Annotated in this window: 16 protein-coding genes and 1 pseudogene; 4 read left to right on the top strand and 13 right to left on the bottom strand. The window is 38.7% G+C overall.

The genetic code is table 11. From position 1 onward, the window contains the following. Positions 1-204: 204 nt before the first annotated feature. Positions 205-816, top strand: coding sequence for a YdhK family protein (locus ACJA3J_RS02780; protein WP_153464243.1), 612 nt, complete (start codon positions 205-207; stop codon positions 814-816). A 466-nt stretch (positions 817-1282) separates the two neighbouring features. On the opposite strand, the pseudogene ACJA3J_RS02775 reads toward ACJA3J_RS02780, so the two are convergent. From ACJA3J_RS02775 to ACJA3J_RS02765, 3 genes and pseudogenes are all read right to left on the bottom strand, one after another. After that, positions 1283-1561, bottom strand: a pseudogene (locus ACJA3J_RS02775) (four-helix bundle copper-binding protein). Between the two features lie 207 nt (positions 1562-1768). Next, positions 1769-2911: a stage II sporulation protein P gene (gene spoIIP, locus ACJA3J_RS02770; RefSeq protein ID WP_153464241.1), complete on the bottom strand. Its 1143-nt coding sequence runs from the start codon at positions 2909-2911 to the stop codon at positions 1769-1771. 340 nt (positions 2912-3251) lie between these two features. Then, on the bottom strand, positions 3252-3563 hold the full coding sequence (locus ACJA3J_RS02765) for a hypothetical protein (protein WP_153464239.1): 312 nt from the start codon (positions 3561-3563) through the stop codon (positions 3252-3254). A gap of 613 nt (positions 3564-4176) precedes the next feature. Here ACJA3J_RS02765 and ACJA3J_RS02760 point away from each other — a divergent pair. Further along, entirely contained in the window at positions 4177-4743 is a 567-nt protein-coding gene (locus tag ACJA3J_RS02760; RefSeq protein WP_153464237.1) for a hypothetical protein, read from the top strand. A 35-nt stretch (positions 4744-4778) separates the two neighbouring features. On the opposite strand, the gene ACJA3J_RS02755 is transcribed toward ACJA3J_RS02760, so the two are convergent. The 10 genes from ACJA3J_RS02755 to ACJA3J_RS02710 form a co-directional block, all read right to left on the bottom strand. After that, entirely contained in the window at positions 4779-6833 is a 2055-nt protein-coding gene (locus ACJA3J_RS02755; RefSeq protein ID WP_153464235.1) for a heavy metal translocating P-type ATPase, read from the bottom strand. 133 nt (positions 6834-6966) lie between these two features. Then, positions 6967-7293 carry a four-helix bundle copper-binding protein gene (locus ACJA3J_RS02750; protein ID WP_153464233.1) on the bottom strand — a complete coding sequence of 109 codons (327 nt, stop codon included), beginning with the start codon at positions 7291-7293 and terminating at the stop codon, positions 6967-6969. 79 nt (positions 7294-7372) lie between these two features. Next, on the bottom strand, positions 7373-8041 hold the full coding sequence (locus ACJA3J_RS02745) for a response regulator transcription factor (protein ID WP_153464231.1): 669 nt from the start codon (positions 8039-8041) through the stop codon (positions 7373-7375). Continuing rightward, the gene (locus tag ACJA3J_RS02740; RefSeq protein ID WP_406945447.1) at positions 8038-9414 is read right to left on the bottom strand and encodes a sensor histidine kinase; all 1377 of its coding nucleotides are present in this window, start codon (positions 9412-9414) and stop codon (positions 8038-8040) included. The genes ACJA3J_RS02745 and ACJA3J_RS02740 overlap by 4 nt, the downstream gene beginning before the upstream one ends. A 22-nt stretch (positions 9415-9436) precedes the next feature. Then, complete coding sequence (locus tag ACJA3J_RS02735) at positions 9437-10147, bottom strand: cytochrome c biogenesis CcdA family protein (protein WP_406945446.1); 711 nt, start codon at positions 10145-10147, stop codon at positions 9437-9439. Further along, positions 10140-10664, bottom strand: a complete 525-nt coding sequence (gene resA, locus ACJA3J_RS02730) for a thiol-disulfide oxidoreductase ResA (protein WP_406946255.1) — start codon at positions 10662-10664, stop codon at positions 10140-10142. Before resA ends, ACJA3J_RS02735 begins: the two co-directional genes overlap by 8 nt. A 64-nt stretch (positions 10665-10728) precedes the next feature. Beyond that, positions 10729-11664: a F510_1955 family glycosylhydrolase gene (locus ACJA3J_RS02725; RefSeq protein WP_406945445.1), complete on the bottom strand. Its 936-nt coding sequence runs from the start codon at positions 11662-11664 to the stop codon at positions 10729-10731. 162 nt (positions 11665-11826) lie between these two features. Next, complete coding sequence (locus ACJA3J_RS02720) at positions 11827-12033, bottom strand: cation transporter (protein WP_406945444.1); 207 nt, start codon at positions 12031-12033, stop codon at positions 11827-11829. Positions 12034-12058: 25 nt separating this feature from the next. Continuing rightward, a complete protein-coding gene (locus ACJA3J_RS02715; RefSeq protein WP_153464221.1) occupies positions 12059-14464 on the bottom strand; it encodes a heavy metal translocating P-type ATPase in 2406 nt (801 codons plus the stop codon). A 13-nt stretch (positions 14465-14477) separates the two neighbouring features. Then, a complete protein-coding gene (locus tag ACJA3J_RS02710) occupies positions 14478-14795 on the bottom strand; it encodes a metal-sensing transcriptional repressor (protein WP_153464219.1) in 318 nt (105 codons plus the stop codon). 656 nt (positions 14796-15451) lie between these two features. Here ACJA3J_RS02710 and ACJA3J_RS02705 point away from each other — a divergent pair. Both ACJA3J_RS02705 and ACJA3J_RS02700 read left to right on the top strand, forming a co-directional pair. Next, entirely contained in the window at positions 15452-15532 is an 81-nt protein-coding gene (locus ACJA3J_RS02705; RefSeq protein WP_337189842.1) for a DUF4396 domain-containing protein, read from the top strand. Positions 15533-15546: 14 nt separating this feature from the next. Then, on the top strand, positions 15547-16161 hold the full coding sequence (locus ACJA3J_RS02700; RefSeq protein WP_153464217.1) for a class I SAM-dependent methyltransferase: 615 nt from the start codon (positions 15547-15549) through the stop codon (positions 16159-16161). Positions 16162-16165: the final 4 nt, after the last annotated feature.

Raw genomic sequence — 16165 nt, 5'->3', positions numbered from 1 at the left:
TTGAAATTAAGTAATATTGATAGAGGTGTTACCAGAAGGTGGTAATATATGCTAAATCAAAAGAATTCGCCCTCAAAAACCTTTCAATAAATCAAGAAGAGCATTTTCAATGACCCGCCTTTCTGCACAAAAAATGCATATAAGGGGGATACATTAAAAAGGTGAACTTTACAAACAACGGGGAAGAATGGGAGGAAAATAAAGATGAAAAATTTGAAGTTTCTTTTAATCGTATTATTTGTGGTTTTATTGCTTGTATTAGCTGCTTGCTCAGGGGGAAATGAAGGAGAGCAGCAGGAATCGTCGGACCAAAATGAAAACCAAACCGAAGAACCATCTTCAGATGAAAATACGGAGGAAAGTTCGGAAAGCCATGAAGGTATGGGGCACTCGGGATCCAGTGAAGTACCGGAAGGCCTAAAAGCAGAAGAGAACCCGGAATTTGAAGAGGGCAGTACAGCGATCATCCAGGAGGCTCATATGAGTGGGATGGAAGGAGCACAGGCTACGATTGTAGGGGCCTATGATACGGTAGCTTATTCTGTTTCTTATGATCCTACCAATGGCGGGGAACGTGTGGAGAATCATAAATGGGTCATCCATGAAGAAATTGAAGAGGCTGGGGAAAAAGCCTTCGGACCAGGAGAAGAAGTGACCCTTAGTGCTTCCCACATGGAAGGAATGGATGGAGCAGAGGCTGTCATTGATTCAGCTGAGGAAACTACCGTTTATATAATTGACTTTACTCCAACGGATGGAGGAGAAGAAGTCACCAACCATAAATGGGTTACAGCGAATGAACTTTCAGCTGAGTAGTACAATCTCAACCGGAAGATTTTCCAGGCGAAATCAAAAGATTTCGCCCTTTTTTATGGCTGATAAAGGTTATAGGTATGTAAAAAGAGAGTGTTACAGGATTAGAATTATTGACTTAGATGAAATTTTGCTTTTCTATAAAATCTTATACGCTTCATCTCGATTCATTTTTTTCTCCTTAGAAAATAGACATAAAAGAAAAGATAGATGTTTATCGTAGTTGCCTTACTATTATCATTACTATTGACAAGAAAGTTCCATACCTCTCCACCATAACCAGCGCATGGTCATCTCAATGGTTTTTGGTACAAATTGTAACGAGTCAAAGAATCTTGCTGTTAGTCCCCCAGTTCTATGAGTACAATTACATTATTACTCTTACATAGTATGGGTATAAATATTAATATATCAAGAAAAAAGCCTAGCACAAGTGCTAGGCTCAATTAATGTTCTATTAGTAAGGAATTTATGCAATGCTTTTACATGTATCCGGACATTTAAAGCATGCTTCGGTACATTTTTGACAACGGTCATGTTTTTCACATTAATTCCCACACACTTCGTAAATTCTCGCACAAGCTTCTGCTAGTTCGGAAACAAATGGACTTCCACTGGAAAGGGATTTCTCAAGGAAAGCACAAATATCTGCGCATTCGCGGTCCATACGAATACACTGGGCCATCATTTTCACTTTTCACGTCGTCTTCCTGAGACATGCATCATAACAATGGTTGCAGGATTCCATACACTCATGTAAAAATTGAATAGCGGACTAATACTGTTCATGTGACATTAACAAAGTCCTCCCTTTAAAACTTATTACATAGGTATGGTTCAGTGAACTATTGAGTGAGCAATATTATATCAGTGTTTCAATTCTTACATTTAAAAACGAGGCTAAACAAGCTTTCTATAAGTGAACATTCCGGTCATTAAAATAAGCTATCACTATTTAATTAGAATTCACTTTCTTCCCTTCGTCCCTATAATAACTTTCAAACACTTCAGCAAATGCATCAACTGAGTTATAGAGCTCTGTTAGATTATTATCAACACCTCCAAACTCTAAAAGTAGAGCTCTTTCAGTCAAATCTTGGTTATAAACCCCATTACCTTCAGATTTCGTTTTGACAAACACACCACGACTAATTCCAGGATAACTCCTTTCCAAAGCATTATGGAGTTTTGTAGCAATATCCAAGTTCTTTTCATAGTTCTTATTCTCTTTACCAACTACGAAAAAGAGTCGAGCGTAGTTGATACCATTAATATTTTTAGTTGTAATTGTGCCCGGCTGTGAATCTCTATGAATATCTATCAAGTATGTCAGCTTTTCATTCTGAGCAATAGCTTCTTTTACTAATCCTCTTGAATATTCGTAAGAGTGATTATAATTCCAATTCTGTTCTTTTAATCCTTTGGTTACATCTAATTGATTATGATTAACACCTATTCCTTTGCTTTCTAATTCGTTCATTAACTTAGCTCCTACCGCAATGACATTGACGTCTTTATTCGTACTAGAGGCATCGGTAGAATCATCGCTCTTAATTAAAGGCTTAAATGCCTCCCAACTATGAGAATGGTAAATGTAAACCACTTTATCAGTTACTGTTTCCGTTTCTTTATGTGGGTTTTCCTCATTCGCCTTATCCACCTCTTCTTGTACAATATCTTGTTCATTTAACTGACCTTCAGAAGGTGGAGGCGATTCTGACGGGAGGTTCCCAATATCCGTTCCTTCACCGGCAATGACTATTTCAGTATGATACCTTTCTAAACCTGGAATTTCCCTCCCAAGTAAGCTACGAAAATCCCCAATTTCCACATTTGTTGCTAATTTCATCAAATCCATTGTTACTTTATCCTCGCTATATAAAATACCTAGGGGTTTTATCTCTTGTTGTATAAGAAACAGATAAACATTATCCGGGAGAATTTGCGAAATAGATTGCAGCGTCGGAGAATAGATATGTTTTTTTACAACACTGCTTGTCAGAATAGAAACCATCAAGAAACTGCATAGTATGGTAACTAAAGAAATCTTGAGAACAGTAAAAAAAGGACCCTTGTATTTATGATTATCGTTTGCCATTCCCCAACCGCCCTTCAACAGAAAGCTTATACTACTAACTCTATGCTGATGAAGGATAACTAGAATCTCTTATTTTTAATAGATTCAAATAATAAGAGTTGCTTATGCTCAGCAACGCCATAGAGGTGAGTACTATTAATAGTTCCCTTCCATACCTTTATACAGATTGCTTAATAAAAATAGTTTATACTCAATCTGTTTCTTACTTTCTATATGAAAATCCCAACATAAAAGACCTGCAATAAAAATACTCAAAAATAAACTCTCTTCCAAACATCATAAATTTAAATAAGATAAAAGCTGACCCGGATTCATGAATCCGGGTCAGCTTTTTTAATACTCATTGGTTATGTTCCATTTCTTTGAAGTTCTTGCTAGGCGCAGCTCCATTCGTACCATGCATGTTAATATACATCTCTTTTATTTCCTGATTCGTCATTTCCGGATGCATTTCTTCCACTAGATTTTTCGCCTGGCCAAAATTAATAACAGCATTTGACTCTAGCATCATTTGATGCATTCTATCCATGTCCATCATTTGAGCGCTTTTTTCTTGTGGCATTTCCATCTGCCCGCTTTTAGCGCTGACTCCCGTCACACCGCCAGCAGCAATTATTCCAAATGATAATGCTCCAATTATCAACTTTTTCATTTTTATCAGCTCCTTTTTGTTAATAAGCTTAGTATGAGATTAAATTATCAAGATTCTATGGAGAAGTGATTAAGATCTGTTAACAATATTGAATTTGCTCCATTTCTTACTTAATACTTTGTTTGACCAGCCGCCCATCAGCAGGTCAAGAAGCGAATGATTATTGCAATTTGCATCATGAACCAATTGAGGAGCTTCAAATAATACGAAGTATACCAGCGCCATCTATCCAACAAACCAATCCCGAAGGATCTATCCTTCACGAGGCATACGAGGGAGAAATGTCGATGTGTGGACTTTACGGGTTACAGCAATAAAGACACAGAGCCACTACCATTTATGATTGTGGCTCACTTAAGGTACTAGTGGGTCATATTCTTGTCCGAAGTGAAAAGGAAGAGGCGGCCCCTCATCTATACCTTTCCACAGCATCACAGTAGGGGAATCTTACCATCCCCATGATAAGTGTTTTATATAGAAGGATTAAATTTCCACACTTTCATCACAGCAAATAAAATCCCTCCAATAAATATATTAAAAGTGAAAATAATTCCCATCCAAACGTCATAAAGTTAAGTAGGTAACGATTATGGGTCACCAAAGGAGAATAGGAATGAGTGATTTTCAACTTTTTATTGTATTGGCTTTACTATTAATTGTTATTTTTTCACTTATATTAACGAAGAAATTTCATGCATCTCTTCATCATAGCCAGCGCATGGTCATCTCAATGATATCCGGGACAAGTATTGGGCTTGTTATTGGATTAATGCTGGGTTCGCTCTTTCAAGGAAATTTGTTCATTTCTACAGTTTTAAGTATATCAGCAGGAGCTTTTATCGGAGGGGTGTGTAACTGGAAACTAGGAATGGTTTCCTGTATTGAGGGGCTATCAGCTGGATTAATGGGCGGAATGATGGGAGCTATGCTAGGAGAGATGATCTCTATTACTGAATCCATTATTCTAATTAAACTATTCATAACATTAGCTGTATGTTCTCTGTTTTTATACCCTATGTTTGCATGCACTTCTTGTCCTGACCAATCCATCCCATCAAAGAAATGGTTTCTCAAACCTATCCTGTTATTCTTGCTGGTGATTAGTTTTTTATTAGGAGGAAGTTGGTTTGTCAGTGAGCCTACGCATCAGAAAACTCCACACATTCACCATTCATCATAAGGACGAGGCAAAGAAAATTTCTTTGCCTCGTTTTACTATTCTGCTTTTAGTAACTTCGCGTTAATGGCTACAACCACCGTACTCAAACTCATTAAAACTGCTCCTACTGCAGGACTGAGTACAATACCAATAGGAGCTAAAACCCCAGCTGCTAAAGGAATGGCAAATATGTTATAACCTGCTGCCCACCAAAGGTTTTGCACCATCTTCTTATACGTATTTTTAGATAAGCTTACAATGGAAACAATGTCTTTGGGATTACTTTTTACAAGGACAATATCTGCCGTTTCGACAGCCACATCCGTTCCACTTCCAATGGCTATCCCTACATCTGCAGTCGCCAAAGCCGGTGCATCATTAATTCCATCTCCAGTCATCGCGACTTTTCTTCCCTGGGATTGCACTTCTTTCACTTTATCAGCTTTGTGATCAGGTAATACTTCAGCGTACACTTCATCAATATCCAACTGTTTTGCCACCCAGTTCGCGACTTTTTGATTATCACCGGTAAGCATAACAGAATGAATATTATTTGATTTTAGTTCTGCTATCGCTTCTTTTGCCGAATCCCGAACCATATCAGCCAGAGCGACCATTCCTATAAATTGATCGTCAAGTAAAACAAATACCACTGTCTTACCTTCTTCTGATAATTCATTAAAAGAATCTGTATCATAAGAATAGCCTTCATCTTTCATATAACCAGGGCTCATGACTTTTACTTCCCTATCCTCAACAGATCCTTTCAATCCTTTTCCTGTGATGGATTCAAAATCCTTTACTTTTCCAAGAGATATCTCTTGTTCTCGAGCTTTTTCAAGAATACCTCTAGCTAAAGGGTGTTCAGAATTTTGCTCGACACTTGCTGCCCAATACAACACATCATTTTCCTCTTGTTCATTTGGAATAATATTCGTGACACCAAATTCACCTTTGGTTAACGTACCTGTCTTATCAAATATGACGGCGTCTATATTCCTTGCATTTTCGAATTGAGTCCGATTTCTTATTAATAGCCCTTGCTTAGCTGACAACGAAGTAGAAACGGCTACTACAAGTGGTGCTGCAAGACCTAAAGCATGAGGACAAGTGATTACCATAACGGTTACCATACGTTCTAAAGCTACATCAAAAGAATACCCTAGAGCTACCCAAATGATAAATGTGGTAATACCTGCGCCCAGCGCTAAATAAAAGAGCCACTTTGCGGCCCGGTTAGCGAAGTCCTGGGCTCGGGATTTTGAATTTTGAGCTTCTTGAACTAGTTCAATCACTTGAGATAAATACGTATCGTCTCCCGTTTTCTTCACTTGAATCGTGAGACTGCCTTCTTTGTTTATGGATCCACCGATAACCTCATCTTCTGCTCCCTTTTCTACAGGTACAGATTCTCCAGTAAGCATCGATTCATCAATAGCCGATTTACCTTCTGTAATTACTCCATCTACAGGAATCTTCTCTCCGGGTTTTACGAGTACAAGATCCTCCGAATGAAGTTCATTTAATGGGACATCTTCTGTTTCTCCATTTTCTTTTAATCGGTGAGCTTCATTAGGCATTAATTTCACTAACTCTTGTAAAGCATTCGATGCTCCCATTACAGACTTCATTTCAATCCAGTGACCTAGCAACATAATATCAATTAACGTTGCCAGTTCCCAAAAGAAGTTTCTTCCTGACCATCCGAAAACAACAAGAGAACTATATACATAAGCAACAACGATCGCTAGTCCTATCAGGGTCATCATGCCAGGATTTTTTTGTTTTAATTCATCTACTGCTCCCGTAAGAAAAGGCCAACCACCATAGAAAAACACAAAAGTTGCCAAACCAAATAAAACGTATTGATCGTAGAGGAAAGAAATATCCAGACCAATAAAATTCTGAATCATTGGAGACAAGATTAATATAGGTAAGGTTACGGTTAAAGATATATAAAACCTCTTTTTAAAATCTTCAACCATCGTCCCATGATCGTGCCCCTCGTGATCTTCATGCCCATGGTGATCGTGCCCATGATCATGTTCCTCATGACCATGTTCATCATGGTTTTCATTTTGCTTTTCATGTTTATGATGTTCGTGTCCCAATGTAAATCCTCCAATCTTTTTTTCTATGTGTTCATTCTTTCTTAATACTTTTACCTCGTAGGGGTATATCTAAACATTCATCTCAAGAAAAAAAGACTAGCAAAAGTGCTAGTCTTAGTTATTCGTAATTATGTTATGCAATGCTCTTACATGCATCCGCGCATTTAAAGCACGCATCTGCACACTTTTGACAATGGTCATGGTCGTGTTTTTTACATTCATTTCCACAATCTTCACAAATTTTTGCACAAACGCTAGCTAATTCTGCTGCAAAAGGAGTGCCTCTAACTAGAGATTGTTCAAGATAAGCACAGATATCTGCACACTCTCTGTCCAAACGAATACACTGAGCCATCATTTTTATGTCTTCTTCTTGTAGGCATGCATCATAACAATGGTTACAGGCTTCCATACACTCATGTAACGATTGAATTGCGGACTGGTACTGTTCATGTGACATTAATAAAGTCCTCCTTTTAAATTTAATTACATAGGTATGGTAACCCTATACCGGTATAATTAAACATCTTTTACAAAATTTATTTTTCCCATTTGTAACCGACCCCCCATATCGTTTTCAAGTGAGAATCAATAGGAAAATCCTGTTTTCGAATTTTTTCTCTCAGATTTCGAACATGAGAATCAATGGTTCTCCCCTCTGTTTCAGAGGCAAATCCCCAGACCAATTCTAATAGATCTTCACGTTCATAAACTTGATTCGGTCGTTTGAGGAGCAGCCCTAGCAATTTGAATTCTTTAGGGGTCAAACGAATTTCTCTATGTTTAAAATGCAGTTGATACGAATCTTGATTCCATACTAAACCATTTATTTCAATTTTCTTTTGATTCGTTCCTCGCCTTAAAAGGGCTTCTATACGAGCGAGCAAAATTTCCTCATCGAACGGTTTAGTAACATAGTCATCGGCTCCTAAATGCAAACCATGAAGAATATCATGCTTTTGATCTTTCGCCGTAAGCATGATAACTGGAATGTCCGTTCGTTCTTTTATTTTCTTACATGTCTCAAAGCCATCCATATTTTTCATCATGATATCTAATAGGATTAAATCATAAGATTTTTTATCCAGTTGCTTAAGAGCCTGATAACCACTCAAAGCCTGATCACAGGTCATCCCATGAGGGGTTAAATATAAGGAAAGTAAATTCAGCATTCTTTGTTCATCATCAACAAGTAAAATTCTAGTCATAAACTTCCTTCCTTTGGCCAAGATACTTGAATGCATAAGCCTTCTTGATTCATGGCTTCGACTTTTCCTCCGTGAATCTCGACTATCTCCTTAACGATGGCAAGTCCCAAACCTGTACCCCCTAAATCCCTCGATCTTGATTTATCAATTCGATAAAGGCGATCAAAAAGATAGGGAAGGAATTCTTCTGGGACACCAGACCCTTCATCTCTTACTTTAATAAGAACTCTCGTATGCAGGTTATTAACCTGGATATGGATTCTTGGTTGCTCTCCGGAATACCTTAGAGCGTTGTCTAATAGATTCATGATCACTTGCCTGAAACGAATTGGATCTGCATATATATCGATTCCATCAGAACAATCGATACTCACTTCAGCCTCATTATTCGTTATCAATGGGTACATTTTTTCTTTTGCTTCGAATAGTAATGGTTTAACTTCACGCACTTCTGGCTGAATAGCGAACGCATTTTCATCCATTTTTGCTAATTGAAAAAGTTGTTGAACCATAGCTGTAAGACTTTCGGTCTCTTCTTTAATGATTTCAAGGTACTTTCTTCTATCCTCTTCATCTGTTTGCTCCCGTGATGCAATATCGGCGTACCCTTTTAAGTAAGTTAATGGAGTGCGTAATTCATGTGCAATCGAAGACAAAAAGTCGTTACGTTCCTTCTTCATTCTTTCTAACTCTTCCGCTAAACGGTTGATGGAATGAGCTAAGACTCCAAGTTCATCATTATAATGCTCACTCAACTCCACATTTGTCTCTCCACTGCTTAGCTTTTCAGTTTCTTCTTTCATTCTAATAAGGGGCTTTGTAACCTGTTTCGAAAGAGTGAACACGACCACCAAAGTCACAACAAGGATGAGCACCATGACAAAAATAAACTGTTGAGAAAGATGGGACGTAAGATCCCGGATAATTGAAGAGGGAGAAAACATATACACGTTCCCTCGAAGCTCGCCGTTGATAATAATGGGAGATAAAGTGGCAACATAGGGCGAGTTTTTCCATTGCTCTTCAATAATCATCCCTTGATCATTAGGACTAGTTCTATATTTTTGAATCAGCTCTTTCTGAAATGAATCAATAGCTGATGAACTAGTAAGAATTTTGTCTTGGTTATCTGTAATGACTACATCTGTGACTGCCTCCGTTTCCATTAGCGCCACATGATTAAGCGTAGACTGATCGAACTTTTTTTCTAATACATTTCGGTGACTGCTTCCACGGCTTAAAAGCCCCTCTAACACGTCATCAATTTGGTAATTTGATATATTGGTATACAAAACAAAGAATAACGAGAGTTCAATAATGGTCATTAGGATAAAGAACAACAATCCTATTTTCAATGAAATACTTTTCTTCATACTGTCTCCTCAATTCCGATAGTTAGAAGCCAGTCCATCCTCCAAAGAATTGATTAGTAATGAAGGAGGTCAATCGTGTCATCCATCCAAAAAACAAAAATACCCCCATAATAATCATGACATAGCCGCCAAACTTAACAATTTTCCGATTATGTCTTTTGATCCACTTTATACGGCCAATAAACATAGCCATCAAGAAAAATGGAATGGAAAACCCTAGAACATAGCTGATCATGTAGAAGACAGCCTCATCAGGGGAGGAAACACCTAAAGCAATAACGGCAGCAAGAATCGGCCCTGTACATGGGGTCCATCCAGCCGCGAAAGCCATTCCCACAGCACTAGAGCCTAAATATCCAGGAGGTCGATTTTTCAACGATACTTTATATTCTTTCATGAAGAGTGTAGGTTTATAAAAGCCGACGACAACCAACCCTAAAAAAATGATTAGGATGGCTCCCAATTGACGAATCAGATCGTCATAACGAATGAACCACCCTCCGATCCATGAGGTAGAAAAACCAATCGCAATAAAAATGATTGAAAAACCAAGAAGGAAAAAGGTTGTGTGGAGCATCGGCTGCTTTTGGAAAAACTTTTTTCTTTTTTGTAAATCATCGACAGACATACCCGTAATATAGGATAGAAACGCCGGATATAACGGGAGACAACAAGGCGATATAAAAGATAAGAACCCCGCACCGAAGGCTAAGAACACATTCACATCAGCCATCTGACTCCCTCCATTTTTCCGGCTGAATTTTCTTCATATAATCACGAACTTGAGGTTCCGTCAATCCCGCGGTAATACGATCGACTACTTTGCCGTTTTTATCAATTAAAAAAGTAACAGGAATTGGTCCAATACCATAAGCATCAAGAAGCTCTTCACGTCTATCCATCAATACAGGGAATGTCATCCCTTTCCGTTCCACAAAGGAGGATACTGTTACGTCGTTTTCTCCTACATCTACGGCTAAAACTTTCACCCCTTCATCCTTAAACTTTTGATACTGGCTCTCAATATAAGGCATCTCTTCTTCACAAGGTTTACAATACGTAGCCCAAAAATTGAGAAACACTCCTTGTCCTCTATAGTCACTCAGCTGTACGGTTTCTCCAGATAAAGTTTTTAATGCGAAATCTGGTGCCATATCTCCTGCATTCACAACTTCTGAATCTTTCGTGAAATTTTGGTATAGGACAAACCCGACTACAAACATAAAGAGACTCAATACCACAATTCTCATCCATAAACGCCGCTTTTTTTTCTTTTTCAAAAATAACCTACCTCTCTATAGTAAATTTCACTTTTTATTTCGTTTTCCCTTGGTCGATAATTTGTTTCCATGCTTCTCCAGAGTTTGTAGTCATGTAACTGTTCCCTTTAATTGTGAAGATAACAAACTCACCATCCGTGTCTGGGTTTTTGGAGATATACATGACAGCATCTTCCTTCAACTCAGGGAGTTTCATATTTTCTTTTGATTGATCATTCCAATCATATTTCTTCAATAAAGGCTCTCCGGTATAAAGACCGTAGAATAATCGATCTTTTGTGAAATACAAACCGCTCCCTTGTCCTTGTTCAGAAATCATCTTGAAGGTCTCTCCTCCATCTTCACTGAAGTAAATCCCTGTCGCACTTGCCACCGCCACGATATTCTCATCATCCGGATGCACGGCAATTTGAAAGATTTTCTCTCCTAAGTTTTCAGCCTTGATTTTCTTCCAAGTCTCCCCTTCATCCGTGCTTTTATAAAGACCTTTGTCCATCTCAGAATTAGGCCTCTCGTTCAATACATAAATCGCATGATTGATTGCCCCTACTCCCATTGCATGAAAATCGACTTCTCCTTCAAAAGCAAGAGCTGATAGGTCTTCATCGGTCAAATCTCCTTTTTGAAGTCCAACAGGGTTAGGTAAATCACTTTGTTTACCAGGATGACCAGAAGTATAAAAACCATCGTCGACTGCATTAAAACCCATATAATCATTTTTGTGGTATTTAGATTCCATCCAATCCCCATCTTGGAAAAGCTTAACCCCTGAATGTGCGGCGTATGCAATTGTCTCTCCATCAACATACCCCATACCATGCACATGCTCTATTGATCCATCAAATGATTCTGTAGCTGTTTGTAGGGATTCTTTTCCCCCTTCCTTTTGGTTACTTTCTTGTTCTGATTGGCTACACCCAGCAATAGCTGTAATCGATGCCAATATCAAAAGGGTAAATCTCATTTTCATTTCAAACACTCCTTGAAGAAATCTCAACTCATCCTCTCAAAAAATTATCGAGAAAATGTGAAGAAATTCTATATTTTTTTGAACCTCTCTCCAAATAGAAAAAAAGCCTGAAGATACAACCTTTGTCGTAGCTTCAGGCCTTTCGTATTTTTCTCTCAATGGTTATTGAGAAACGACATCGTACCCCTGTTCTTCGATTGCTTCAGTCATTTCTTGTTTACTAACATTCCCATTTGCAGAAATGTCAACGTTCCCTGTTTTCAAATCTACTTGTACTTCTTGTACTCCCTCAACCTCTTTTAAGGCACCTTTAACCGCTTGTTCACAATGTCCACACGTCATTCCTTCTACTTTAATAGTCGTTTGCATTCTTGATTCATCCTTTCTAATTTAATTATATCTTCACACGCTTCAAACGAAGCGAATTACTAACGACACTTACAGAACTGAACGCCATCGCAGCACCAGCCACCCATGGGGCTAATAATCCAATTGCAGCTACAGGAATACCCGCTGTGTTATAGGCAAGTGCCCAGAACAGGTTCTGTCGAATATTCTTCATTGTCTTACGACTTAGTTGGATGGCCTTACTCAAATGTTCAAGATCTCCACCGATTAGTGTGATGTCGGCTGTTTCAATGGCGACATCTGTTCCAGTCCCAATAGCAATACCAATATCAGCTGTAGCTAAAGAAGGAGCATCATTGATCCCATCTCCTACCATAGCGACTTTCTGACCCTGTTTTTGCAGCTCCTTCACTTTCTCAGCTTTTTCTTCAGGTAAAACTTCGGCAATGACACCATCGATTCCAACTTGCTCCGCAATGGCTTTAGCCGTCCGTTCATTATCCCCTGTGACCATGAAGACCTGGATCCCTAACTCTTTCAGGTCGGCAATCGCTTGCTTAGAAGTTTCTTTTACCGTGTCAGCAACCGCGATATACCCTTTGATTTCTTGGCCAATCGCAATAAACATGGCTGTTTTACCTTCAAGTTCTAACTTTGAAAAAGCCTCTTCATATTGTTGATAAGGTAAGCTCTCACGTTCCATCAGTTTTCTAGTCCCAACAAGGACTTTTTTATCTTCTACTTTCGCTTGAATCCCATATCCAGGAATCGCTTCAAAGTCTATAGCTTCCTTGAGTTCTACGTTCTGCTCATTTCCGTAGGCGACAATTGCCTCGGCTAGTGGGTGTTCAGATGCCTTCTCGGCAGCGATTAAATCAGCCAGCCACTCCTCTTTATCCTCACCAAATGCAACGAAATCGGTAACTTCAGGCTTACCTTTCGTCACTGTACCTGTCTTATCTAATAGAACAGTGGTTATGCTTTGTGTCCCTTCTAAATATTCACCGCCTTTAAAAAGGATACCCTGTTCAGCCCCTTTTCCGGTACCTACCATGATTGAGGTGGGCGTTGCAAGACCTAGTGCACAAGGGCAGGCAATAACGAGTACAGCAATTGAAGCTTCAAGGGCTGCAGGCAATTCGCCTGGGGTTACAAATACAAACCAGCTAATAAACGTAAGAACGGCGATTCCAACGACAATTGGTACAAAGATTCCAGATATGATGTCTGCCGTTCTTTGGATAGGGGCTTTTGAGCCTTGTGCTTCTTCAACAATTTTAACAATTCCTGCAAGAGCTGTATCTTTCCCAACCCGCTCAGCTTTCATTTGTATAGTACCGTTTTTGTTGATGGTTGAGCCGATAACAGAATCTCCTTCATTCTTTTCAACTGGAATGGACTCTCCTGTAATCATGGACTCATCTATAGACGATTTCCCTTGAACTAAACTTCCATCTACGGGGATTTTCTCCCCTGGTTTAACTAACAATATATCGTCAACTTCTACTTGATCCACAGGGATCTTTACCTCTTCACCATCTTTTAGGACCGTTGCTTCTTTCGCTTGGAGGTTCAATAGCTTCGTTAAAGCAGCCGTAGTACGCCCTTTTGCAAGGGATTCGAATAATTTCCCAACAAGGATCAAGGTAATGAGAACAGCACTTGTTTCAAAATAAAGCTCAGGCATAATTTGAGAGTTTATCTGCCAGCGAACCGCCTCGACCAAACTATAAAAATAAGCTGCCGATGTACCTAATGCTACTAGCACATCCATATTGGCACTCTTATTCCGTAAGGAGCGATATGCGCCTACATAAAACCGAGCACCAATATAGAATTGCACAGGAGTTGCAAGAATAAATTGAAACCAAGGATTCATTAGAATTTCAGGAACTGGCAACCCAATCTCCCACGGCAAGTGGGCAATCATGGTATATAACAGTGGAAATGAAAGGAGAACAGACATCCATAAATGGCGTTTCTTTTTCTTGATTTCCTCTTCCTTATAATCTTTCTGTTCCTCACGATCTTGTTTGATCACTGCATCATAGCCAAGCTTCTTCACTTTGGCGATGATATCGTCAACGCTAACTCGGTTAGGTTCGTATTCAACAAAACCAGCCTCAGTTGCTAAATTGATCGTGGCCTGGTCAATTCCATCCATCTTGTTCAATACTTTCTGAATCCGTGATGAACATGCAGAGCAAGTCATCCCGTGAATGTCCAATTCTACTTGCTCTTTCTGGACACCATACCCTAGCTTTTCAATTTTGGCAGTAATGTCGGAAGATTGTACTCGCTCTTCATCGTAATGGATACTTGCTTTTTCCATCGTCAAATTCACATTGGCCTCAACGCCGTCCATTTTGTTCAAGACTTTTTCAATACGCGTTGAACAAGCCGAGCAGGTCATACCGGTAATTCCTAAATTCATATCTTTTTGCTCACTCATAGACACGACCCTCCTATTTGGAGAATTGTTGGACCACCTTCATTAATTCATCAATTGCTTTCTCGCCCTCTCCATTTTTAATGGCACTTGCTACACAATGATGAGTGTGACGTTCAAGTAACGAATGGCCAACTTTATTTAAGGCTTTATTTATAGCTGAGATTTGGATAAGAATATCAACACAATACCGATCCTCTTCCACCATTTTTTGTATTCCTCTTACTTGTCCTTCTATACGTTTCAACCGGTTCATAACAGCTTCTTTTTCTTGAACTGTTCTAGGTTTTACAGGTTTTTTATTACTGTTTTCCGGTAAGTATTGGTCTTCCATGTTTGAATTCCTCCCTTAGCATTAAATATACCCCTATGTGGTATTGTTAGTCAACAGTAGTGTTTTAATATTAATTCTCGTGCTAGTTATGTTTGGGAAAATACCATTACTGGGTATGTCAACAATATTAGAGGTGATTATATGTTAGTTACAGTCTCATGGATTGCACTAATAATCGACTTATCTCTTCCCTTATCATCATAGTTGATGACATCCGCGATCCACAAATGATGAAGGTTATGAACTTTGTATAGCCTATAAACGGATGGTTTTTTGTTCCATTCGCGCGCTGGACATACTTTAAATGGGGCCGATTAAAAGCTAAGAACTTGGATATAGACTATCATCGCGGACGCCCAGCAAAAGTGTTCATTTTCACTAGCCATTGCTCAGCAGCCTGTACTCTCGGAGATCCAGTTACCGTTCCAATTGTAGCTATAACTGGATTGACGATTATTTGCTCATTATATGGTTGAATTCATCTTAGCGTATATCTTTGAAATCAATAAAAATAAGGGAGTCATAGGCTTAATAAAAGCTGCTGTTAAAGCAAATTCACTTTCTTTAATTGCCTATGAAGAAGTAAGAATTTTCGGTTGGATAGCTATTGCTCACTACATATTATTTACAGACCAACTGAGATTACGTAATGGTTCATGATGCAAATTGTTATGATCCTTGGTTTCCTTACTAGTTATCCAGTCAATTGGTTGCTTGTAGATCTAATCTGTCATTAAATGGGGGAAATCATATGGACAAAAAACAAACGGAAAAAATTAAACAACGGTATAATCGAATATCCATTGTGTTCGATCTAATGGACCACATGATCCGTGATCAATGGAGAGAAAACCTTCTTAAAAAGGCTTATGGAGAAACACTGGAAGTAGGTGTAGGTACCGGGACTAACCTGAAGTATTACAATGATCAAACTAATGTAACGGGTATAGATTTCAGCCCCAACATGCTTCAAAAAGCTAAACAAAAAGTCAATCAACTTTCAGGTCACTTTGAATTATTAGAAATGGATGCTCAAAACCTAAAATTTAATGATGATACTTTCGATACTGTAGTATCTACTTGTGTTTTTTGTTCGGTGCCTGATCCTATTCGAGGTTTAAAGGAAATCAGACGGGTGACAAAACCTACCGGACAAATTATAATGCTTGAACATATGAGAAGTGATGTGGAATGGGTAGGAAAGATCATGGATATTTTAAACCCAATTGGCCTATCTATTATTGGCGCAAATATAAACAGGAGAACAATGGATAATATTGAAGTGGCCGGTTTAAAAATTACTCAACAAGAACAATTAATGTCCTCTATTATGAGAAGAATCAAGCTCTCCCCCAACAAAAAATAAAGAC

The sequence above is a fragment of the Halobacillus sp. SY10 genome, assembly GCF_045401165.1.
GTDB lineage: Bacteria > Bacillota > Bacilli > Bacillales > Halobacillaceae > Halobacillus > Halobacillus aidingensis.
Note: the sequence above shows the minus strand (reverse complement) of the source record. Positions and strands in the feature narration are given on the sequence as shown.